Here is a 22,208-nt window from a genome sequence, read left to right on the forward strand (position 1 = left end):
GGGCGAACGGGGGCTGGGGGAGGCTGGGAAGCATGGGCGAGCGGCGGGAGTACCGGCTCCGGGGCGGGCGGCAGGCGGATGTCGCCGCGGTGCGGAACGTGCTCGCGCAGCGCGGGGTGACCGGGCCGGATGACGGGCCGATCGGCGAGCCGCTGGTGTTCCTCGCCTCGGGTGGCATCGGCGCCGGGTGCCTCCTGGCCGAGTTCGGCCACGGCGGGAGCAAACCGCTCCTGCTCGGGTTCCGGAGCCGCTGGCAGAGCCCGCGGGAGTGGATCCAGTCCACTGTGGACAGGCTGGGCGTCGAGGCCGCGGTGCGGACCGGCGGGGGTACCCGGAAGCGGCTGACCAAGGAGCTGGCCGCGGGGAATCCGGTGCTCGTGCTGCCGGACCGGTACACGCTCGGGTACTGGGAGCTGCCGGAGGCGTTCGACGGGGGTGGTGGGCACTTCGTAGTCGCCTACGCCGAAGAAAACGGCCGGGTGTTCGTCGACGATCGGAACCTCGCGCCGCTGACGGTCGAGCGGAAGGTGCTCGACCGGGCGCGCGGCCGGGTCGGGTCGTACAAGAACCTGCTGGTGTCGATCGGCGGCGGGCAGCCGCCGGACCTCGCCGGGTCGGTGCGGGCGGGGCTGGCCGATTGCGTCAGCCGGTTGTCGGACAAGTCCACGTCGTTCTCGGTTCCGGCCTGGGGGAAGTGGGCGAAGCTGCTCACCGACGAGCGGTCGGTCAAGGGCTGGCCCGCGGTGTTCGCCGACCGGCGCGGGCTGGTCGGCGCGCTGCTGTCGATCTGGGAGGGGGTCAGCCCGGACGGGATGACCGGCGGGCACCTGCGCGACCTGTTCGCCGACGGGCTCACCGAGGCCGCGCCGCTGCTGGAGTTGCCCGCGCTGGAGCGGAACGCGGGAAAGTGGCGGGAGATCGGCGAAAAGTGGCGGCGGCTCGGTGCGGCGGCGAGCACCGCGGAACTGCCGGAATTCGACTGGATGCGCGGGCTCACCGCGGCCGTGACCGCAGGGGTGCGCGCGGGGGACGAAGGGCGCGAACGCGTCGCCGAATCGGCCGCCGAGCTGTGGCGGCTGCGCAATTATTACGACGCGGAAACCCCGTTCACCGAAAAGCAGGCGCGTACGTTGTTCACCGACCTCGGCGAGCGCCTGCGTGACATTTACGCCGCCGAACGTGACGGGATCGCGGAACTGGCGGAGATAACCGCCTGATAACTCCTGTAACGACACCGGCGAAAACCGCGAATCAACGGGCGTGCCACGGCCATCGGAGAGCCGGCGGGAACGGGGAAGACGTTGAATCGCATCGGTCTCGCGGTGATCGGCGCCGGTTATTGGGGACCCAATCTGGTCCGCAACGCCCAGGCCACCCCGGCCCTGCGGCTGGAATACCTGTGCGACCTCGACATCACCCGCGCCCGCAAGGTGCTCGGCGGATACTCCACGGTCCGGGCCAGCGCCGCGCTGGACGAGGTCCTCGCCGACGAGAACGTGCACGCCGTCGCCATCGCCACCCCGGCCGGAACGCACCTCAAGGTCGCCATGGCCGCCCTGGAGGCGGGCAAGCACGTGCTGGTGGAGAAACCCCTGGCCGCCAACCTCGCCGAGGGGCGCCAACTGGTCGAAGCCGCCGAAGCGCGCGGGCTGGTGCTGATGCTCGACCACACCTACTGCTACACGCCCGCCGTGCGGGAACTGCGGAAACTCGTCCGCGGTGGCGGGCTCGGCGAGATCCAGTACCTCGATTCGGTGCGCATCAACCTCGGGCTGGTGCAACCGGACGTCGACGTGCTCTGGGACCTCGCGCCGCACGACCTGTCGGTGTTCGGCGCGATCCTGCCCGATGACGTGAAACCGGTCGCGGTCGCCGCGCACGGCAGCGACCCGATCGGCGCCGGGCGCGCCTGCGTGGCGCACCTCACCATCCGGCTCACCGGCGGCGCGATGGCGCACGTGCACGTGAACTGGTTGTCCCCCACCAAGATCCGCACCATGGTGATCGGCGGATCGGGCAGGACCGTGGTGTGGGACGACCTCAACCCGAGCCAGCGACTGTCCATTTACGACAGAGGCGTGGACCGGTGCGACCCGGAGGAACTGCCCGCGGAGAAACGCGAGCAGACGATCGTCTCCTACCGGGTCGGGGACATGGTCGCGCCCGCGCTCACCGAGCAGGAGGCGCTGCGCGCGGTGATGGCCGAATTCGCCGACTCGATCGTCCAGGGGCGCCGCCCGCTCACCGACGGCCGGTCCGGGCTGCGGGTGCTGGCGCTGCTGGAGGCGGCGACGCAAAGCTTGGCACAAGGGGGAATCTTCGTGAACGTCGAGCAGGGGGAAGGCGAGTGAGCAACGCGGCACAACCGATCGTGGGACAGCGGTTCCTGGTCACCGGGGGCGCCGGGACCATCGGTTCGGCGGTGGTGGACCAGCTGGTCGCCGCGGGCGCGGCCGAGATCGTCGTGCTGGACAACCTGGTGCGGGGCCGCCGGGAGAACCTGGCCGAAGCCCGGGACCGGGCCGGTGACGCGCTGCGACTGGTCGAGGGCGACATCAACGACGTCAAGCTGGTGCACGAGCTGACCGCGGGCAAGGACGTGGTCTTCCACCTCGCCGCGCTGCGCATCACCCAGTGCGCCGAACAGCCCCGGCTCGCGCTGGAATCCCTGGTGGACGGCAGTTTCACCGTGCTGGAGGCCGCGGCCGCGGCAGGGGTGCGCAAGGTCGTGGCCTCCTCCTCGGCGTCGGTCTACGGGCTCGCCGAGACCTTCCCCACCACCGAGCGGCACCACCCGTACAACAACGACACCTTCTACGGCGCCGCGAAGGCGTTCAACGAGGGCATGCTGCGCAGCTTCCACGCGATGTACGGCCTGGACTACGTGGCCCTGCGCTACTTCAACGTGTACGGGCCGCGAATGGACGTGCACGGGCTCTACACCGAGGTGCTGATCCGCTGGATGGAGCGCATCGGTCGTGGCGAACCGCCGCTGATCTTCGGCGACGGCGCGCAGACCATGGACTTCGTGCACGTCCACGACATCGCGCGGGCCAACATCCTGGCGGCGCGGGCCCCGGTCACCGACACCGTGTACAACATCGCCAGCGGAATCGAGACCAGCCTGCGCGGGCTCGCGCTCGACCTGCTCGCCGCGATGGACTCGGACCTCGAACCCGAGCACGGCCCGGAACGCAAGGTCAACGGGGTCACCCGCCGCCTCGCCGACATCGGCGCGGCCGCCCGGGACCTCGGCTGGCATCCGGAGATCAAACTGGCCGACGGCTTGCGCGACCTGGTTTCCTGGTGGCGGGGTCAAACCGCCGGTGCGCGATAACCGGGCAACGGAATGATCCAGTTTTCCGGCAACGAGAACGGTCAGTGAAGATCCGGTTGCCGAATCGGCCGTTATCCAACCGCGACGGTTTTTCGACTGTCTTTCCCGGAAGAAACCGTAACGGGGTGCGCCTGGCTGTCGATTCTGGAACCGACCAGATGCGGTAACCGAATACGGCGGGTGGAGCACCAGATGCGGTTCTTTTCGTTCGGGGGCGGCAGCGGACTCATCCGGCGCCGGCGCACTTTCTCGGTCCTGCTCCCCGTGGTGCTCTCGGTGGCCTCGCTCACCCTGGCCCCGCCGGCGGCCGCGGCCGGTCCGTGCGCGGTGCCGATCGTGAGCAAGGTGGCGTGCGAGAACACCAAACCCGGCAACCCGGACTGGGTGGTCGCCGCGATCGACGACTCGATCCTCGGCTTCACCCACGACATCAGCTACGCGCCGGGCAACACCGTCAACTTCAAGGTCAAAACCGACGCGAGCTCGTACGCGGTGAACATCTACCGGCTCGGCTACTACGGCGGCGCGGGCGCGCGGCTCGTGCAGTCGCTGACCCGGAGCACCCGCCAGACCCAGCCGAACTGCCTGGTCCCCGATCCCTCGACCCAGCTGCTGGACTGCGGCAACTGGGCGACCTCGGTGAGCTGGACCGTGCCCGCCGACGCGGTGTCCGGCCTCTACTACGCGGTGCTGCACCGCAACGACACCGGCGGCGAGAGCGAGATCGCGTTCGTCATCCGCGACGACACCAGCCAGTCCGACATCCTGTTCCAGACCTCGGACAGCACCTGGCAGGCCTACAACACCTACGGCAACGGCACGCAGCCCAGCGGCGGCAGCAGCCTCTACAGCGGCATCGGCCCGGGCAACGGCGGTTCGGCGTACAAGGTCAGCTACAACCGCCCGATCATCGGCGGCGAAACCGAGAACTTCATCTTCAACGCCGAGTACCCGATGCTGAAGTTCTTGGAAGCCAACGGATACGACCTCTCCTACACGACCGATGTGGACACCGCGCGGCGCGGCAACCTGATCACCAACCACAAGGTGTTCATGCCGGTCGGCCACGACGAGTACTGGTCGAACGAGCAGCGCACCAACGTGGAGAACGCGCGTAACGCCGGGGTGCACATGGCGTTCCTGACCGGAAACGACATCTTCTGGAAGACCCGGTGGGAGAACAGCGTCGACGGTTCGAACACCGCGTGGCGCACCCTGGTCTGCTACAAGGAGACCAAGGCCGGGCAGGTGGACCCGAACCCCGCGGAGTGGACCGGGACCTGGCGCGATCCGCGGTACAGCCCGCCGAAGGACGGCGGCCGCCCGGAGAACTCGTTGCTGGGCCAGATCTTCACGGTCAACGGCCGCCGCGACGACTCGCTGAGCGTGCCCGCCGCCTACGGCAAGATGCGGTTGTGGCGCAACACCCCGCTCGCCACCTCGAACACCGGCTACACGTTCCAGCCCGGCACCCTCGGCTACGAGTGGAACACCGTGGAGGAGAACGGTTTCCAGCCGCCGGGCGTGGCGCAGCTGTCCCGCACCACGGTCACCATGAGCGGCCAGTACGTGCTGCAGAACCACGGTGACGTCTACGGTTCGGGCACCAAGACGCACGCGCTCACGCTGTACCGGCACGCCGGCGGGGCGCTCGTGTTCGCCGCGGGAACCGTGCAGTGGGCGTGGGGCGTGGAGAACGAACACCTCTTCCGCACCGCCACCCCGACCGCGGACATCCGGATGCAGCAGGCGACGGTGAACCTGCTCGCCGATATGGACACCCAGCCGGTGACCCTCCAAACCGGACTGGTCCCGGCGACCAAGAGCACCGACCTCACCCCGCCGACGCTGAGCATCGGCGCCACGCCGTCGCCGACCGTGGCCGCGCCGTACACGATCACCGGGACGGTCGGCGATCTGGCCGGGAAGGTCGCCGGGGTCGAGGTCTCGGTGGACAACGGCGCCACCTGGCGCGCGGCGAACTGGCAGGCGGGCAGCGGGAACTGGAGCTACACCTACACGCCCGCGCGTTCCGGGCAGGCGACCTACCAGGTCCGCGCGGTGGACGATTCGGCGAACCTGTCCGCGCCGGTGACCCGCACGGTCACCGTGAACCCGCGGCCCTGCCCGTGCGGCATCTGGACCGACACCAGCGTCCCGGCGAACCCGTCGGCCAGCGACTCGGGCGCGCTGGAGCTGGGCGTGAAGTTCCAGGCCAACGCGAACGGGTACATCCGGGGCGTCAAGTTCTACAAGGGCCAGGGCAACACCGGCACGCACACCGGCAGCCTGTGGAAGGCGGACGGCACCAGGCTCGCCACCGGCACGTTCACCGGCGAGACCGTGAACGGCTGGCAGACGCTGACGTTCCCGACCTCGGTGCCGATCACCGCGAACACCACGTACGTCGCCTCGTACCACACCGACACCGGGCACTACGCGGCCGACGCGGACTACTTCGCCAACTCCCCCAGCGGCCTGGAGCCGCTGACCGCCCCGCGATCCACCACGACCGATCCGAACGGCGTGTTCAAGGTGGGCGCGAGCGGATTCCCGGACCGCAGCTACGGCAACACCAACTACTGGGTGGACGTCGTGTTCGGCTACGACCCCGGCCCGGACACCCGCGCGCCGGAGATCGCGTCGCTGTCGCCGGGCAACGGGCACACCAGCGCCGCGCTGAACGCGGTCCCGGCCGTGGTCTTCGACGAACCGATCGCGCCGAGTTCGCTGCAGCTCACCCTGACCGGGCCGGGCGGCGCGGTCACCGGCACCACCGCGCTGTCCGCGGACGGGCTGACCGCCACGTTCACCCCGAGCCAGCAACTGGCCGGCGGCACCAGCTACACCGCCTCGGTGCGGGCTTCGGACGGCGCGGGCAACGCGTTGCCGCACGCCCCGGTGACCTGGACGTTCAAAACCGGCAGCCCGCGGCCGGCGACCTGCCCGTGCACGATCTGGGACGACTTCGCCACCCCGGCGGTCGCCTCGGCGCCGGACAGCGCGGTCGAGGTCGGCACCAAGGTCCGGTTCGACAGCCGCGGCCAGGTGCTCGGCGTCCGGTTCTACAAGGGACCGGGCAACACCGGCACGCACACCGGTTCGCTGTGGAGCGCGTCCGGGACCCGGCTGGCCACCGGCACCTTCACCGGCGAATCGGCCAGCGGCTGGCAGACGCTGATGTTCGCCAATCCGGTGGACGTGCAGTCGGGCACCACGTACGTCGTGTCCTACTACGCGCCGAACGGCGGGTACGCGAACACCGCCGGCTACTTCGGTGGCGGCGGCGCGGACTACGGCGCGATGCACGCGCTGGCCAACGGGGCCGACGGCGGCAACGGCGTCTACCGGTACGGCGCGGGCGGCGGGTTCCCGGCCAGCACCTACAACGCCGGCAACTACTGGGTCGACGCGATCTGGCAGCCCGGCGCCAACGGGGACAGCACGCCGCCCGCGGTGACCTCGACCAACCCCGCGTCCGGCGCGGCGAACGTCTCGCTGACCGCACCGGTCACCATGACGTTCAACGAACCGGTCGACCTGGCCACCGCGCAGTTCTCGCTCGCCGATTCCGGCGGCGCGAAGCTGACCGGCACGGCGGCCCTGTCCACCGACAGGAAGACGCTCACCTGGACCCCGGCGGCCCGGCTGAACCCGGGCAACGCCTACACCGCGAGCATCAAGATCGCGGACGTGAACGGGAACCTGATGCCCGCGGCGACCACCTGGTCGTTCACCACGGCGGCGACGCAGACCTGCCCGTGCTCGCTGTTCAGCGCGGCGACCGTGCCCACGGTGACCTCGGCCGACGACGCGGGCAACTACGAGCTCGGGGTCCGGTTCACCACCTCGGCGAACGGATCGGTCACCGGCGTGAAGTTCTACAAGGGCGCCGGGAACACCGGTACGCACACCGGTTCGCTGTGGACCGCGGGCGGGCAGCTGCTGGCCACCGGGACGTTCACCGGGGAGACCGCGACCGGCTGGCAGACGCTGACCTTCGCGACCCCGGTGCCGGTGACCGCGGGCCAGAGCTACGTGGCCTCCTACACCGCGCCGAACGGGCGCTACGCGGCCGACGGCGGCTACTTCCAGCGGACCGCGGTGACCAGCGCGCCGCTGAGCGCGCCGGCGACCGCGCCCGGTACCGCCAACGGCGTCTACAAGGTGGGTCCGGGTTTCCCGGCCTCGACCTACCAGGGCGGGAACTACTGGGTCGATGTGGTGCTCGGTGGGTAAACGGCCGCTGGTGGTCATCGCCTCCGGCGTGAACTGGGACGGGGTCAAGGGCTCCGAGCGCCAGCTCGCCGAGGCGGTGACCCGGTACGCGGACGTGCTGTGGGTGGATCCGCCGGTGTCCCCGCTGACCCCGCGGCGTTTCCGCGGGATCGGCGGCCGCGGCCGCCACTGGTGGCCCCGGCTGCGGCCGATGTCCGCCGAACTGCGGCGGCTGACGCCGATCGGCCCGCCCGGCTGGACCCGGCCGGGCATCCGGTCGGTGACCTGGCCGCTGGTGCGGGCCCAGATCCGCTGGGCGCTGTACCAGGGCGCCCGCAGACCGGCCGCGTTCGTCGCCTGCTCCCAGCACGCGTTGCTCGGGTACTGGGGCGACGAGGTCGTGGACGTGCTCTACGGGACCGACGACTGGGTGGCCGGGGCGGAACTGATGCGCCAGGACCCGCGCCGGGTCGCCCGCCAGGAACGGGCCGCGCTGGCCCGGGCGGACCTCGTGCTGGCGGTCGGGCCCGAACTGGCCCGGCGCTGGCGCGACCTGGGCGCCGATCCGCGCGAGTTCCCCAACGGCTGCGATCCCGGCGCGTACCGGAACGTCCGCAGCGTCGAGCCCGCCCCGCTGCCCGACCTGGGCGGGCCGGTGGCCGGACTGGTCGGGCAGCTGACCGACCGGATCGAGATCGGCCTGCTCGAGGCGGTCGCCGACGCGGGGATCGGGCTGCTGCTGGTCGGCCCGCACGAACCGGGGTGGGAACCGGAACGCGTCGCGAACCTGCTGGCGCGGCCGAACGTGCACCACACCGGGCCGGTGCCGTTCGAGGAGCTGCCGCGCTGGATGGCACGGATGGACGTGGGCCTGACACCGTACGCGGACACCGCGTTCAACCGGGCGTCCTTTCCGTTGAAGACGCTGGAATACCTGGCCGCCGGGCTGCCCGTGGTGAGCACCGCGCTGCCCGCGAGCAGGCGGCTGCGCGCGGAGACCGAAGAGGTGGCGCTCGCGGCGGACGCGCCCGCGTTCGCCCGCGCGGTCCGGGAGGCGGCCGGGCGGGTGGGTGAACCCGAAAATGTTACGCAACGTTTGGCGGTGGCCCAGCGACATTCCTGGCAAGCGCGAGCCGCGGAGTTCGCCGAACTCGCCGGTTTGCCCGGAAGTGGCAGCATTTTCTGATTGTCGGGATGTTTACTTACTAGGAGCCAATCGTGATTCCCGTGATGCGACCGGTGCTGGGCGAAGAGGAGGCACTGGCCGTCGCCGAGGTGGTGCGGTCGGGCTGGGTCGCGCAGGGCCCGCGCGTGGCCGAGTTCGAGGCGGCGTTCGCCGAGCGGGTCGGCGCGGGGCACGGGGTCGCGGTGTCCTCCTGCACCACCGCGCTGCACCTGAGCCTGTACGCGCTCGGCGTGGGCCGGGGCGACGAGGTGGTGGTGCCGTCCTTCTCGTTCATCGCGACGGCGAACGCGGTCCGGTACTGCGGCGCGACCCCGGTCTTCGCGGATGTCGACGAGACCACCGGCAACCTGACCGCGGAAACCGTCGGCCGGGTCCTCACCGGGCGGACCAAGGCGGTCCTGCTCGTGCACCAGGGCGGGGTGCCCGCCGACGTGGACGCGATCCGCGACCGCTGCGGCGCGGTGCCGGTGCTGGAGGACGCGGCGTGCGCGGCGGGGTCGACCTACCGGGGCCGCCCGGTGGGCGCGGGCGCGCTGCTCGCGTCCTGGTCGTTCCACCCGCGCAAGCTGCTCACCACCGGCGAGGGCGGCATGATCACCACCGACCACGGCGAACTCGCGGCCCGGTTGCGGCGCCTGCGCGAGCACGGGATGAACGTGTCCGCGGCGGAGCGGCACGCCGCCGGGGGCGCGATCGTCGAGGCGTACACCGAGACCGGGTTCAACTTCCGGATGACCGACATCCAGGCGGCGATGGGCCTGGTGCAGCTCGGCCGGCTGGACGGGATCATCGCGCGGCGGCGGGAACTGGCCGCGCGCTACCACCGGCTGCTGTCCGATGTGGACGATGTGGCGCCGGTCCGGGATCCGGCGCACGGCACGACGAACTACCAGTCGTTCTGGGTGCTGCTGAGCGACCGGGTGGGGGTGCACCGCAACACCGTGCTCGCCGAACTGGCCGCGGCCGGGGTTTCCGCGCGGCGCGGGATCATGGCCGCGCATACCGAACCCGCCTATGCCGGGCATCCGCACACCGAACTGCCCGCGACCGAACTGCTGACCGAACGCTCCCTGATCCTGCCGCTGCACCACGAGATGACCGCCGCGGACCAGGAAACCGTGGTGCGCGCGCTGACTGACGCGATCGCCGTGGAAGCCGTGGCATGAGCCCACGACCGCTCTTGCTGCTCGGCGCGGGCGGCCTGGCCCGGGAAGCCCTGGCCACCGCGCGCACGATGCCCGGGGACTGGGCGCCGATCGGCGCGCTCGACGACGACCCCACCCAGCACGGCCGCGAGATCGACGGCATTCCCGTGCTCGGCGGGAGCGAACTCGTGCACGACCACCCCGAAGCCGCGGTGCTGGCCTGCATGGCCGGGGTGCGGCGGCCCGGCAGCCGGGCGCGGCTCGTCGCGCGGCTGGACCTGCCGGTGGAGCGCTGGGCGACCCTGGTGCACCCGGCGGCCTCGGTGGCGGCGGGCACCGAGATCGGGCCGGGCACGCTGCTGCTCGCCGGGGTGGTGGTCACCGCGCCGCAACGGATCGGGGCGCATGTGGTGGCCATGCCGCACGTCCTGCTCACCCACGACGATCAGGTCGACGACTTCGTCACCCTCGCCGGGCGGGCCACCCTGGCCGGGAGTGTCCACATCGGACAGAGTGCCTACCTCGGGCAGGGCGCGCTCGTCCGGGAGAACCTGAAGATCGGCGAATTCGCGGTGATCGGGATGGGGGCGGTCGTGCTGCGGGACGTACCGGCGGGCGAGATCTGGGTCGGCTCCCCCGCGCGGAGGCTGGCATGAGACTCCTGGTTTACCCGCACGCGATGGAGATCGGCGGCTCGCAGCTGAACGCGGTGCAGCTCGCCGGGGTGATGGCCGCACGCGGGCACCGGGTGCTGGTGGTCTCCGAACCGGGTCCGCTCGTGGACCGCGTGCGCGAACTCGGGCTCGAGCACGTCGAGATCCCGCTCGACCGCAGGCGCCCCTCCCCCGAGGTGCTGCGCACGCTGGCGCGGCTGGTCCGGGAACGCCGGATCGATCTCGTGCACGGCTACGAATGGCCGCCGGTCGTCGAGGCGCTGTTCGGCCCCGGACTGCTGGGCGCGGTTCCGGTGCTGGGCACGGTGATGTCGATGTCGGTGGTGCCGTTCTTCCCGCGCACGGTCCCGCTGATCGTGGGCACCGAGCGGATCCGCGAGGCCGCGGTCGCGGCCGGGCACCGCCGGGTCACGCTGCTCGAACCGTGGGTGGACACCGAATCCGACTCGCCGGTCGTCGACGGCCGGGGTTTCCGCGCCGCGCACGGGATCGCGCCGGACGAGATCGTGATCGCGATGGTGTGCCGCCTGGTGCCCGAGTTGAAACGGGAGGGCCTGCTCGCCGCGTGCGACGCGGTGGGCGAACTGGCCGCGTCCGGGCGGCGGGTGCGGCTGGCGATCGTCGGCGACGGCCGGTGCCGCGCGGAGATCGCCGAGCGGGCCGCGAAGGCGAACGCCCAGGCCGGGCGGGAAGCCGTGCTGCTGACCGGGGAGATCGCCGATCCCCGGCCCGCCTACGCGGCGGCGGACATCCTGGTGGGGATGGGCGGTTCCGCGTTGCGGGGCATGGCCTTCGGCGCGCCGCTGGTGGTCGTCGGGGAGGACGGGTTCAGCGAAACGCTGACCCGGGAGAGCACGCCGTTGTTCCTGCGGCAGGGCTGGTACGGGCTCGGGCCGGGCACGCTCGGCTCCGGCGCGCCCGCGTTGCGCCGCGCCCTGGAACGGCTCGCCGATTCCCCCGGCCTGCGGCGGGAACTGGGCGGGTACGCCCGGAAGCTGGTGACCGACCGGTTCAGCCTGGCGCGCGCCGCGGACGTACAGGAACACGAGTACCTGCGCGCACTGTCCGACCGGGTCGGCGAAGCCGCGCTGCTCGCCGACATCGCACGCAGCGGCGCCGGGATCGTCGGCAGCACGCTGGCCCGCAAGTACCGGCGGTGGCGCGGCGGCGCCGTCGCGACCGATGACGCCAATGCCCGTCCGCTCGCCGGACCGGCGCGGAGAGAGGGGTGAGGAATGCCGGGAATTCCACTGGTGGACCTGGCCGCGCAGCACGACCAGGTGGCCGACGAGGTCGCGGCGGGCTGGGCGGAGGTGCTCAAGGCGACCGCGTTCGTCGGCGGGCCGCAGGTGGCCGCGTTCGAAGCGGAGTTCGCCGAGTTCTGCGGGGTCGGGCACTGCGTCGGCGTCGCCAACGGCACCGACGCGCTGGAACTCGCGCTGCGCGCGCTCGGCGTCGGCCCCCGGGACGAATGCGTACTGCCCGCGAACACGTTCATCGCCACGGCCGAAGCGGTGGCGCGCGCCGGGGCGCGGGTCGTGCTCGCCGACTGCGACGCGGAAACCGGCCTGATCGACGTCGACGCCGTGCACGCGGTCACCGGCCCGCGGACCCGGGCGATCGTGCCGGTGCACCTGTACGGGCAGACCGCGCCGGTCGAGGCGCTGCCCGCGGGCGTGCCGATCCTCGAGGACGCCGCGCAGGCGCAGGGCGCCCGGCGGGACGGGGTGGCCGCGGGCGGGCTGGGCACGATCGCGGCGACCAGTTTCTACCCGGGCAAGAACCTCGGCGCGTACGGGGACGCCGGCGCCGTGGTCACCCGGAACCGGGAGCTGGCGGGGAAGGTGCGGCTGCTCCGGGAGCACGGGTCGCCGCGGAAGTACGAGCACACCGAACTCGGGTTCAACAGCAGGCTGGACACCCTGCAGGCGGTGGTGCTGTCCGCGAAACTGCGGCGGCTGGCGGACTGGAACGCGGCCCGGCGGGTCGCGGCGGCCCGGTACGACGCGTTGCTGAGCGGGCTGCCCGGGGTGCGAAGACCGGTCGTGCTGCCGGGCAACGAACCGGTGTGGCACCTGTACGTGGTGCGGGTCGACGAGCGGGACCGGGTGCTGGAGCAGTTGCGGGCCGAGGGAATCGGGGCGGGGATCCACTACCCCACCCCGGTCCACCTCACCGGGGCGTTCGCGCACCTCGGCTACCCGCGCGGCGCCTTTCCCCTCGCGGAGAAGATGGCGGACGAGATCCTGTCGCTGCCGTTGTTCCCGGAAATCACCGCCGCGCAACAGGAACGCGTGGTGGACGTACTCGCGGAGGCGATCTGATGTTGGCGACCGGGGTGCGGGTGCATCCGCGCGGGCTGTGCGAAAGCGACACCGTCGGCAAGGGCACCCGGGTGTGGGCGTTCGCGCACGTGCTGCCCGGCGCCCGGGTGGGCCAGGACTGCAACATCTGCGACGGGGCGTTCGTGGAAACCGGGGCGGTGCTCGGCGACCGGGTGACGGTCAAGAACGGGACCCTGGTGTTCACCGGGGTGACCTGCGAGGACGAGGTCTTCCTCGGGCCGAACGTGTTGTTCACCAACGATCTCCGGCCGCGTGCGCACATCAGGAAGGGGCCGGACGAGTTCCTGCCCACGGTGGTCCGGCGCGGGGCGTCGCTGGGCGCGGGAACCGTGGTGGTCTGCGGGATCGAGATCGGCGAATACGCGTTCGCGGGCGCGGGATCCGTGGTGACCCGGTCGGTTCCGGCGCACGCGTTCGTCGCGGGGAATCCCGCGGTGCGCAAGGGCTGGGTGTGCGCGTGCGGCTACCGCCTCGACGACACCCTGAACTGCGACGACTGCGGAACCGGCTACGAACGCTCCGGCGACGGCCTGAAGAGACGGGACGCGTAGGCGAGTTTCCCTTAGCGGCAAAGGAGTTCCCGCTCCCCGCCGGGTGAGTTCTACTGGCTACACTGGCCGTGGCGAACGAAAGAAGCGGATGAAAACTCTCCTCGCGGCCGTCCTCACCCTCCTCGCGGTGGCCGGTTTCACCTCGCCCGCGCGGGCGGACTCCGGCCTCGAGCGGTTCTACCGCCAGCAAGTGCGCTGGACCGGATGCGCCGACCCGGAGCTGGACCGAGCCGGGTTGCGCTGCGCGGAAATCACCGTGCCGCTGGACTACCGGGCGCCGCGGGGACGCACGATCACGGTGACCATCTCCCGGCTCGCGGCCACCGATCCGGCGCGGCGACGCGGCATCCTGCAGACCAACCCCGGTGGCCCGGGCGGATTCGGGCTGGACATGCCGATCCGCGTGCGGGCCGCGCTGACCCCCGAGGCGGCCGCGCGGTACGACCTGATCGGGATGGACACGCGGGGGCTCGGCCGGAGTTCGCCGCTGGACTGCGGTCTGCGGTCGAGTATCTGGCTGCGCTCGGCCGGGCTCGACCGGCGGGGATTCGACGAAACCGCCGCGCTCGCCCGGGACGAGGCCCGGCGGTGCCGGGAGAAGTACCCGGACTTGTTGCCCCACATCACTTCCCGGAACATCGCGCGCGATCTCGACCTTGTCCGAGGCGCGCTTCGCGAGCGGAAGACGTCGTTCCTCGGGCAGTCCTACGGGGCCTACCTCGGCGCGGTGTACGCCCAGCTGTTCGGCCGCAATCTTGATCGGCTGGTGCTGGACAGCGCACCGGATCCGCGGCGGGTCGGCGTCGGGCTGTTCCGGGACATGGGGCCCGCCAACGAGAAGGCGGTCGACGAGTTCGCGGCCTGGGCGGCTGGCCGCGATTCCCGGCTGGGGAGCACGCCCGATCAGGTCCGCGGCCTGCTCGAGCGGCTCGTCCGGGACGCGGCGGCGGAACCGCTGCGGATCGGCGGATACCGGGTGGACGAACACACGTTGCCGTACGTGTTCTACCTGCACACGACCGACGAGCGGCAGAACGAGCGGCTCGCCGAAACCGTGCGCACGCTGGCCGGCGCGGCGGCCGGGGAACCGGTGACGCCGTCGCCGGAACTGCTGGACCTGCTCGACTTCCTGGCCCGCCCGGTGCGCGGCGCCGCGCAGAACGCGGCCACGCTCGCGGTGCTCTGCGGGGATCAGGCGGCCCCGGCGGATCCGGAGTCCTCCTGGCACGCCGTCCAGCACGCCCGGGTGAGCCAGCCGCTGTTCGGCCCGCTGCTCAACTCGATCATGCCGTGCGCGTACTGGGGTCCCCCGGCCGAACGCGCCACCGAGATCGGCAACCGGGTGCCCGCGCTGCTGCTGCAGGCGACCCGGGACACCCGCACCCCCTACGCGGACGGGCTGGCCGCGCACCGCGCGCTAAGGGGTTCGCGGCTGGTCACCGTCGAGGCCCGGACGCACGCGATCTTCGCGAACTTTCCGAGCGACTGCGCGAACCGGGCGGTGAACCGGTACCTGGCCGACGGCACCCTGCCCGGCGGCGACCAGCACTGCACCGGGTCGTGAGTGTTCCGGCCGGTTAGAACCGGACTCTCATTTGGTCACCTACTTGTGACCTGGCGTTTCCGTTCGACGAGCCGCACTTGGCCGACAAAGTGCGACACCGCGCGGGTGGTGGTGCTCGGAGGTACCCAATGCGGCGTTCGGTACCTGCAACGCCCCGAAAGCCACATTGGTGTCCTCCGGGTACCCCATTTCGGTAGGTGCCCCGGGCACCCCCACGAGCGCGGCCTCGTTGCGGTCCCTCTTGGCCGACACAGTGCGACGAGCATCCGGGTGGCAGTCAGGCGGCGCCTGCACGCCCAGGCCGGTCACCGTCTCGTGTAGGGGAACCAAGTACTGGGGGTCGTGAGCGTTCCGGCCGGTTAGAACCGGCCGCACCACTCACGACCTCAGGGTTTGCGGCCTACGCCGAACAGGATGCGGGAGCGGCTCGGCGGGCCCTCCCATTCCGGTTCGTCCTCGGGGTCCGGGTGCCATTCCGGGGCGTAGACGATCCCGGGCGCGACGATCTCCAAGCCGCCGAAGAACTCGGTGAACTCGTCCCGGGTGCGCGTCTGCCCCGGATTCGTGGTGCGCTCGTACGCGTCCACCAGGCGCCGCTGATTCGCGGCCTCTTCCGGGGTGGCGATGCCGGTGTCGGTGAAATGACTCATCACCAGCAGCGAACCGGACGGGAGCGCGCGGCGGTAGAACCCGACCAGATCGCAGGGATCGCGGTCGTCCTTGATGAAGTGCAGCACCGCCACCAGCAGCAGGCAGATCGGCTGCTGTTTGATCACCCGGGTCGCCAGGACCCGTTCCCACAGCTTGTCCCGGTCCAGGATGTCGCCGTAGAGGGCGCGGTGCCGGCCGCTGTCCGCCCGCGCGTCGAGCAGGATCTCGGCGTGCGCCGCGGCGATCGGTTCGTTGTCGACGTACACCACGCGGGCGGCGCCGGGCGTGTGCTCGTCGGCCACCTCGTGCACGTGCCCGGCCGTGGGCAGGCCGCAGCCCAGATCGACGAACTGCCGGATGCCCTGGTCCATCGCGTACCGCACGGCCCGCCGCAGCGCCTTGCGGTTCTCCTGGGCGTAGATCCGGACGTCCGCGGTGATCGGTTCGAGCACGTTCCGGCTGTACTCGCGGTCGACCGCGTAGTTGTTGGAACCCCCGAGCCAGTAGTCGTAGAGCCGGGCGGCGGACGGCTTGTCGAGACTCCCCGCGACCGCGGCGGGCAGCACCGGCTCGGCATTCCTCATATTTCCGGCATCCTGCTCACCGCCGGAAGTGATCGCAAGGGGACGGCCCGGTACTGGGAACTACCCCAGTCTTCGCGCCCGGGCACTCCACTGTGGAGTCCGGGCGCGAAGAGACGGAAGCGGGACGGCCGCCGCCACGCCTCCGTCCCGCTTCCTGCCCGTGGGTTGGTTAGTTGCCCTGAACGAACTTCGCGGCCAGGCCCGCGCCGACCGAGGTCGCCTTGTCGTGGTTCTCGATCGGCGACACCTGCGAGTTCTTGAAGCAGATGTAGGTCACGCCGGAATCCGTGCCGCCGTTCGCCGGGTCCGGGTCGATGCCCAGCGCCTTCGCGGTCGCGTAGGACGCCTCGCCGATGATGTCGGCCGGTCCGGTGTCGCCGATCACCGTGTACAGCACCTTGTCCTGGTAGATCACCGCGCAGGAACCGGCGCCCTTGAGCCCGGACGAGGTGTACTTCCAGGTGCTGCTCGGGCTGGGCACCACGAGGTACGGGGTCTGGTCGGCGATCAGCGGTTTGCCGTCGGAGCGGTGGAACGCGGTGTCCGGCTGGAACCACGGGTCGGTGTTCTTGTTGCACCGGGCCGTGGGCTGGCCGTCGCAGTCGATGTCCATATCGGCTTTCCAGAAGACCGCGCCGTTCGCGTCGCACACCGGGATCGTGCGCCCGGCCTCGGCGTCGGTCTTGTACTTGCCGTTCGAGATCTGCTTGCAGCCCTGGGTCTTCGCGAGCAGTTCGGCCGCGGACGGCCCGGCCGCCGCGGCGGGCGCGGGAGGCTGGGGGCTGGCCGCGGCCACCGCCGAGGGGGCCAGGGCCAGGAGGAACAGCAGGGAAGCGAGCAGGGGTTGCTTCCGCATCACATCTCCTTAGTTAGGAAACTTTCCTTACTTTGACGATGCGCACCTAGGATGCTCCCGAGCGTGACCGAGTTCAAGCCCCTGCCGGAAATGTCCGGGTTCCTGTCCGGTGGACAATCCGGCACCCGGACGCATCGAATTGCGACAAACGCCTGGTAACCGCGTCGTCACGCCCCTCGACTAACAAGCGACACGACCATCGGACCCGTGGGGGCGTGGTGACGACCACCTGGCGATCGAAGGCGAGAACGGCACGCGACAAGGCCAACGACGTGGTGACCAGGGTGACCCGCCGGCCACCCCGGCGGATCCGGGGCGACATCTCCCCGCTCTGGCTGGACTTCGGGCGGACCGGCCGGGACCAGGTCGGGTTCCTGACCGAATTCTGCGGGCTCACCCCGAACCACCACGTGCTCGACATCGGATGCGGGGTCGGGCGGCTCGCGCTCCCGCTGACCCGGGTGCTCGGCCCGCTGGGCGGCTACCAGGGGTTCGACGTGCTGCCGTACCTGGTCGACTGGTGCGAGCGGAACATCGCCGCCCGGCATCCCCACTTCCACTTCACGCACGCCGACGTGCGGACCTCGATCGGCCACGATCCGGGCGTGGACGCGGCCGACTACGTCTTCCCGTACGCGGACGCCTCGTTCGATCTCGCGTACGCCGGATCGCTGTTCACCCACCTGACCCCGGACGCGGCGGCCAACTACCTCGCGCAGGTCGCGCGGGTGCTGCGCCCCGGCGGGGTGTTCGCGGCGACCTGGAACCTGTACAACCGCCGGTCCGAACAGGCGCTGCCCGGCCGCAGCCTGCGCAAGGCGTGGCCGTTCGCGCGGGACCACCACCGGCTCAAGGACGCCGAACATCCCGAGTCCAATGTGGCCTACGACGAACTCTGGCTGCGGCCCGCCTACCGGCAGGCCGGGTTGCGGATCCTCGATCCGCTCCGGCCGGACGCGACCTACTCGCCGCTGCGCGTTCCGCAGCGGGTCAGCGCCGCGCACCTCTGGTACACGAACACGGTCATCGCGCGGCTTTGAGTTCGTGCCGGAGCGGCCAGACCACCGCGAGGTAGGCCAGCGCACCGAGAGATCCGGCGATCAGCAGCTGCACGAATCCGGCCGGGGTGAGCAGCCGGACGGTCAGCACCACGGCGGTGAGCACCAGGCAGCCGAGCACCGGCCGGCACACCGCGCGCCACAGCCCGGCCACCCGCACCCCCGTGCCGCGGACGGCGAGCACGAACGCGGGCAGCACCAGCAGCACGGCGACCGCGGCGTGCGCGAGGCCGACGCCCTGGATGCCGCCGAGGCTCGCGCCGACCGGCAGCGCGACGGCGAGCGCGACCAGCCAGCCGCCCTGCAACCACAGCGTCGCGCGCGGTTTGCCCAGGGCGACCAGGAAGTCGTAACCCAGTTCGGCGGCGACCCGCACCAGGCCGAGGATCACCAGGAACTGCAGCACGGCCGCCGATTCCGACCACTTGGTGCCGTACAGCGTGGTCACCACCGGCAGCGCGAGCAGGCCGAGCAGCGCGCACACCGGCAACGTCGGCACCGCGAGCAGGGTGGCCATCCGCGCCAGCACGGATTCGCGTTCGTCCGGGTTCTCCTGCACCCGCGCGAACGCGGCGAGCGACACCCGGCGCACCACCACCGAGAACACGTTCACCGGCCAGCTCGCCAGGTTGAACGCCTGCAGGTAGAAGCCGAGCGCGACCGGGCCGAGCAGGCGGCCGGTCACCACGTAGTCGATGTTCAGCATGGCCACCACGAGCAGGCTCGACCCGGCGAGCGGGAGCCCGAACGCGAGCAGTTCGCGCGCCTGCCGCGGATCGAACCCGGGCCGGGGCCACCGCCGGGTCAGCGCGAACAGCGCCACCGCCATCGCCACGTTCCCCAGCAGCTGCCCGATCGCCAGGCTCCAGGCGCCGTGCCCGGTCGCCGCGAGGCTCACCGTCACCGCGGTGGTGACCACCAGGTTCGCCAGGTCGACGACCAGCCGCACGCCCTGCCGGAACTCGCGGTTCACCAGCTGCGCCACCGGTGCGGTGAGCCCGCCGACCACCATGGACAGGCACAGCACGCGCACCACGCCGGTCGCCGATTCCGCGCCCAGCGCGTGCGTGAACGAGGGCGCCGCGAAGAAGCACGCCACGTACAGCAGCGCGCTGGCGACGAACGAGATCGTGGTGACGGTCGGCAGGATCCGCTCCGGGTCCCCCGGCCAGCGCACCACGGCCAGGCTCACGCCCAGTTCGTTCAGCGACAGCAACGCGATCAACGCGACGAACGCGACCGCGTAGACGCCGAAATCCGCCGGGGTGAGCAACCGGGCCAGCACGATCCCGGTGAGGAACGTGCCGAGGCGGCCGACGACCGTGTTGAGGGCGCTCATGCTGAGCGCCCGCCGGATTGGCGAGGATGGTTTGCGGTGCTTGGCGGTCGTGGTCACCGGGCCTCCGTTCGCCCGCGCCACAGGTGCGCCACCGCCGACGCCGCGAGCACGATGGTCAGCGCGTCCAGCGGAACGCGGAACCGGACGCGGGTGAAGAACACGGCGAGCAGCAGCACGTTCAGCACGATGAACCACAACGCCAGCTTTTCCACCCGGTGCATCGGGAACCGCCGCACGAGCAGCAGCCGCAGCGCGGCCAGCGCCAGCACCGGGTAATAGGTCAGCGCGGCCAGTAGGTCCGAGGCGCCCTGGCCGGAGGTCTTGAGCGAATCGCTGTACGCGAAGGTGTGCGCCACCTTGCCGAGGTAGAGCGCCGCCGCGTCCCCGGGATGCGCGGTGATCCAGTCGACCGCCGCCTCCCGGTAGAAGCCGTCGATGCCGACCTCGTCCAGGCGCAGTTCCTTCGCCCGGCTATCCCACGCCGAGATGTCCACTGTGGTCCCGCTGCCCGGAGTGGCGCCGGGGTTGTTGCCCAGCAACAGGTTGACCCCGTTGTTCGTGGACACCGGCACGAACGCGTGCAGTTGCACGGCGTTGCGCACGCACCACAGCCCGGGCAGGACCGCGGCCACCGCGAACAGCAGCACGATCGACCGCCAGTTCTTCCGGAGCCCGAGGAACACCGCCAGGACGAGCAGGGACGGCGCGAACGAGGGCACGGTGAGGATGAGCGATCCCGCGCAGAGTCCGCTGAGGACTATCCATAGTGGACGACAGCGCAGGGCGAACTCGGTCATGGCGAGCAGCATCAGCAGCGCGGGAACCTGCGGGTAGAGTGCGGTCGCCGTGTAGACCAGCAGCGGGTAGCAGGCCAGGACCACCGCCGCGAGCGCACCGGCCGCCGGGGTGATCCGGCGCCCGAGCAGGTAGGCGAACCACACCGAACCGGCCAGGCACGCGACCCCGACCAGCCGCAACGCGAACACCGCGCCACCGCTGAGCAGGTACACCGGCAGCAGCAGGAACGGGTACCCGGGCGGGCGGTAGGCGGTGACGTTGCCGTCGGCCGAATACCCGTGCCCGTGCGCCATCGACCGGGTCAGTTCGGTGTAGACGTGCTCGTCGAGGTACCGCAGCTCGCCGCCGAGCACGATCGCGTACCCGGCCGACAGCACCACCGCGAGCCCGACCGCGGCCAGCGCGATCCGCCCCGCGTGCGCCTCGATCCGGTCCAGCAGCCTCGCGCGGGCGACAACGGCCGTCATCGGGGAACCTCCACTGTGGACACCCACTCGTTCTCGCGCACCGACCGCAGCAGCGCGCCGCTCGCGCCGATCAGGACGAAGGTCAGGCCGGTCGCCGTGGAGAACCACAGCAGGTCGAAGGTCGCCGCGCCGAGGATCACGATCGCCTGGCACGCGATCAGGGTCAGCGCGAGATCCTTCACCAGCGGGTCCTTGCTCAGGTAGTGCGCGCGGCCCGCGGCGTACAACCCGGCCAGGAACAGGAAGATCAGCGTGCCCAGGCCGATGTACCCGGTCTGCACCAGCGTGCCGAGGTACTGGTTGTCCAGCGGCCCGTACCGTTCCGCGAGGTAGGTGCCGTTCCCCCGGCCGAGCAGCGGGTGCTGCGCGATCTGCGCGCCCGCGCTGACGTAGTCGTCGGTGCGGCCCTTGATGCTCGGATCGGAGTCGATGTTGTTGAACAGGCTGTAGAGCGTGCCGACCAGGCCGGGCACCACCATCCGCAGCACGACCACGAACCCGGCCGCCGCGACGAACGCCTGCACCCGGCGGCGGCCGGGCCAGCCGACCAGCAGGATCAGGCCGCCGAGCGCGAGGCCGAGGATCGCCGACCGGGACAGCGAGGTCATCGCCCCGGCCGCGATCACCGCGAGGCAGGCCCACCAGCGCAGCGACGGCAGCCCGGCGTCCTTGGCGCGGTAGGCGTAGTGCGCGGCGAGCGGCACGCCGATCGCGCACACCACACCGAATTCGATCGGATGCCCGGCCGTGCCCGAGGGCCGCCGGAACTCCGAGCGCGCCAGGACGAACCCGTCCTGGGTCGCCGGGCGCAGGCCGGGGATCGCCAGGTACCGGGTGAGGTCGAGGTCGATCGCGAACTGCAGCACGCCCACCACGGCGACGAACGTGATCGCGCCGACCGTGACCTTCAGCAGCGTGTCCAGCCGGGCGAGGCCGCGAACCCCGTCGCAGACCGCGATGCCCACGCAGATCGTGGACAGGGTCACCACCAGCGTGCGGTCCGCGCTGTCGAGTTCGTCCGAGGGCAGGTAGTTGCGGGTGGCGTAGCCGTAGGTGGCCAGCTGCGAGATCGCGTAGAGGAACAGCGCCGTGCGCGCCACGTTCCGCCCTTTGGCGACGCCGAGCGTGGTGACCAGCTGGCAGCAGAACCAGACCAGGCCGAGCCCCAGCCCGAACAGCGTCGCCGGGGTGACCGAGAGCGGGATCCCGCTGAACACCAGCCGGGCCGGGATGATCAGCAGAATCAGCACGAACCCGCAGGCCAGCGTCGCCCCGTCCGCCCGCTGCCGCGCCGAGAACTCGACGGCCCGCACGCTAACCCCCCACCCCGAACGTGCGACTCGCTTCCCCGAACGTGCGACTCGCGTGCCCGAGCGTGTAACTCGGGAACCGCACACTCGGGCACGCGAACCGCACACTCAGGTAACCGAATTGC

General features: G+C 71.3%; 17 protein-coding genes. 12 read left to right on the forward strand and 5 right to left on the reverse strand.

Annotated features, from left to right (window positions below; all coding sequences use genetic code 11):
- Positions 1-32 precede the first annotated feature (32 nt).
- The 11 genes from FXO23_RS05740 (at position 33) to FXO23_RS05790 (ending at position 15,020) form a co-directional block, all read left to right on the forward strand.
- Positions 33-1,217: a BtrH N-terminal domain-containing protein gene (locus FXO23_RS05740; RefSeq protein WP_158881456.1), complete on the forward strand. Its 1,185-nt coding sequence runs from the start codon at positions 33-35 to the stop codon at positions 1,215-1,217.
- 84 nt (positions 1,218-1,301) lie between these two features.
- Complete coding sequence (locus FXO23_RS05745) at positions 1,302-2,351, forward strand: Gfo/Idh/MocA family protein (protein ID WP_158881458.1); 1,050 nt, start codon at positions 1,302-1,304, stop codon at positions 2,349-2,351.
- Positions 2,348-3,337, forward strand: a complete 990-nt coding sequence (locus FXO23_RS05750) for an NAD-dependent epimerase/dehydratase family protein (protein WP_158881460.1) — start codon at positions 2,348-2,350, stop codon at positions 3,335-3,337. The genes FXO23_RS05745 and FXO23_RS05750 overlap by 4 nt, the downstream gene beginning before the upstream one ends.
- Before the next feature lie 192 nt (positions 3,338-3,529).
- Entirely contained in the window at positions 3,530-7,576 is a 4,047-nt protein-coding gene (locus FXO23_RS05755) for a DUF4082 domain-containing protein (RefSeq protein WP_179956692.1), read from the forward strand.
- Positions 7,569-8,741, forward strand: coding sequence for a glycosyltransferase (locus FXO23_RS05760; protein ID WP_158881462.1), 1,173 nt, complete (start codon positions 7,569-7,571; stop codon positions 8,739-8,741). The genes FXO23_RS05755 and FXO23_RS05760 overlap by 8 nt, the downstream gene beginning before the upstream one ends.
- A gap of 32 nt (positions 8,742-8,773) precedes the next feature.
- Positions 8,774-9,907, forward strand: a complete 1,134-nt coding sequence (locus tag FXO23_RS05765) for a DegT/DnrJ/EryC1/StrS family aminotransferase (RefSeq protein WP_246256936.1) — start codon at positions 8,774-8,776, stop codon at positions 9,905-9,907.
- Positions 9,904-10,542 (forward strand): NeuD/PglB/VioB family sugar acetyltransferase, encoded by a 639-nt coding sequence (locus FXO23_RS05770; protein ID WP_158881464.1) that lies wholly within the window; start codon positions 9,904-9,906, stop codon positions 10,540-10,542. The genes FXO23_RS05765 and FXO23_RS05770 overlap by 4 nt, the downstream gene beginning before the upstream one ends.
- Positions 10,539-11,792 (forward strand): glycosyltransferase family 4 protein, encoded by a 1,254-nt coding sequence (locus FXO23_RS05775; protein ID WP_158881466.1) that lies wholly within the window; start codon positions 10,539-10,541, stop codon positions 11,790-11,792. The genes FXO23_RS05770 and FXO23_RS05775 overlap by 4 nt, the downstream gene beginning before the upstream one ends.
- 3 nt (positions 11,793-11,795) lie before the next feature.
- Positions 11,796-12,884: a DegT/DnrJ/EryC1/StrS family aminotransferase gene (locus FXO23_RS05780; RefSeq protein WP_158881468.1), complete on the forward strand. Its 1,089-nt coding sequence runs from the start codon at positions 11,796-11,798 to the stop codon at positions 12,882-12,884.
- Positions 12,884-13,456: an acyltransferase gene (locus FXO23_RS05785; protein WP_158881470.1), complete on the forward strand. Its 573-nt coding sequence runs from the start codon at positions 12,884-12,886 to the stop codon at positions 13,454-13,456. Before FXO23_RS05780 ends, FXO23_RS05785 begins: the two co-directional genes overlap by 1 nt.
- A gap of 88 nt (positions 13,457-13,544) precedes the next feature.
- Positions 13,545-15,020, forward strand: coding sequence for an alpha/beta hydrolase (locus FXO23_RS05790; protein ID WP_158881472.1), 1,476 nt, complete (start codon positions 13,545-13,547; stop codon positions 15,018-15,020).
- Positions 15,021-15,406: 386 nt separating this feature from the next.
- On the opposite strand, the gene FXO23_RS05795 is transcribed toward FXO23_RS05790, so the two are convergent.
- Positions 15,407-16,255 (reverse strand): SAM-dependent methyltransferase, encoded by an 849-nt coding sequence (locus FXO23_RS05795; RefSeq protein WP_158881474.1) that lies wholly within the window; start codon positions 16,253-16,255, stop codon positions 15,407-15,409.
- A 169-nt stretch (positions 16,256-16,424) separates the two neighbouring features.
- The gene (locus FXO23_RS05800; RefSeq protein ID WP_158881476.1) at positions 16,425-17,111 is read right to left on the reverse strand and encodes a glycoside hydrolase family 75 protein; all 687 of its coding nucleotides are present in this window, start codon (positions 17,109-17,111) and stop codon (positions 16,425-16,427) included.
- Between the two features lie 218 nt (positions 17,112-17,329).
- On the opposite strand from FXO23_RS05800, the gene FXO23_RS05805 reads away from it, so the two are divergent.
- Positions 17,330-18,151, forward strand: a complete 822-nt coding sequence (locus tag FXO23_RS05805; protein ID WP_158881478.1) for a class I SAM-dependent methyltransferase — start codon at positions 17,330-17,332, stop codon at positions 18,149-18,151.
- Here the strand turns inward: FXO23_RS05805 and FXO23_RS05810 are convergent.
- The 3 genes from FXO23_RS05810 to FXO23_RS05820 are packed head-to-tail and all read right to left on the reverse strand — an operon-like array spanning position 18,135 to position 22,086.
- Complete coding sequence (locus FXO23_RS05810) at positions 18,135-19,565, reverse strand: lipopolysaccharide biosynthesis protein (protein WP_158881480.1); 1,431 nt, start codon at positions 19,563-19,565, stop codon at positions 18,135-18,137. The genes FXO23_RS05805 and FXO23_RS05810 overlap by 17 nt on opposite strands.
- Positions 19,562-20,773, reverse strand: coding sequence for an ArnT family glycosyltransferase (locus FXO23_RS05815; protein ID WP_158881482.1), 1,212 nt, complete (start codon positions 20,771-20,773; stop codon positions 19,562-19,564). The genes FXO23_RS05810 and FXO23_RS05815 overlap by 4 nt, the downstream gene beginning before the upstream one ends.
- The gene (locus tag FXO23_RS05820) at positions 20,770-22,086 is read right to left on the reverse strand and encodes an O-antigen ligase family protein (protein ID WP_158881484.1); all 1,317 of its coding nucleotides are present in this window, start codon (positions 22,084-22,086) and stop codon (positions 20,770-20,772) included. Before FXO23_RS05820 ends, FXO23_RS05815 begins: the two co-directional genes overlap by 4 nt.
- Positions 22,087-22,208 lie beyond the last annotated feature (122 nt).

This window comes from Amycolatopsis anabasis, assembly GCF_009765355.1.
Lineage (GTDB): Bacteria > Actinomycetota > Actinomycetes > Mycobacteriales > Pseudonocardiaceae > Amycolatopsis > Amycolatopsis anabasis.

What these genes read in the sequence shown, in the direction of transcription:
- FXO23_RS05740 (WP_158881456.1), top strand. Translation starts at nt 33, where the DNA reads ATGGGCGAGCGGCGGGAGTACCGGCTCCGGGGCGGGCGGCAGGCGGAT.
- FXO23_RS05755 (WP_179956692.1), top strand. Translation starts at nt 3,530, where the DNA reads ATGCGGTTCTTTTCGTTCGGGGGCGGCAGCGGACTCATCCGGCGCCGG.
- FXO23_RS05770 (WP_158881464.1), top strand. Translation starts at nt 9,904, where the DNA reads ATGAGCCCACGACCGCTCTTGCTGCTCGGCGCGGGCGGCCTGGCCCGG.
- FXO23_RS05775 (WP_158881466.1), top strand. Translation starts at nt 10,539, where the DNA reads ATGAGACTCCTGGTTTACCCGCACGCGATGGAGATCGGCGGCTCGCAG.
- FXO23_RS05780 (WP_158881468.1), top strand. Translation starts at nt 11,796, where the DNA reads ATGCCGGGAATTCCACTGGTGGACCTGGCCGCGCAGCACGACCAGGTG.
- FXO23_RS05785 (WP_158881470.1), top strand. Translation starts at nt 12,884, where the DNA reads ATGTTGGCGACCGGGGTGCGGGTGCATCCGCGCGGGCTGTGCGAAAGC.
- FXO23_RS05790 (WP_158881472.1), top strand. Translation starts at nt 13,545, where the DNA reads ATGAAAACTCTCCTCGCGGCCGTCCTCACCCTCCTCGCGGTGGCCGGT.
- FXO23_RS05795 (WP_158881474.1), bottom strand. Translation starts at nt 16,255, where the DNA reads ATGAGGAATGCCGAGCCGGTGCTGCCCGCCGCGGTCGCGGGGAGTCTC.
- FXO23_RS05800 (WP_158881476.1), bottom strand. Translation starts at nt 17,111, where the DNA reads ATGCGGAAGCAACCCCTGCTCGCTTCCCTGCTGTTCCTCCTGGCCCTG.
- FXO23_RS05815 (WP_158881482.1), bottom strand. Translation starts at nt 20,773, where the DNA reads ATGACGGCCGTTGTCGCCCGCGCGAGGCTGCTGGACCGGATCGAGGCG.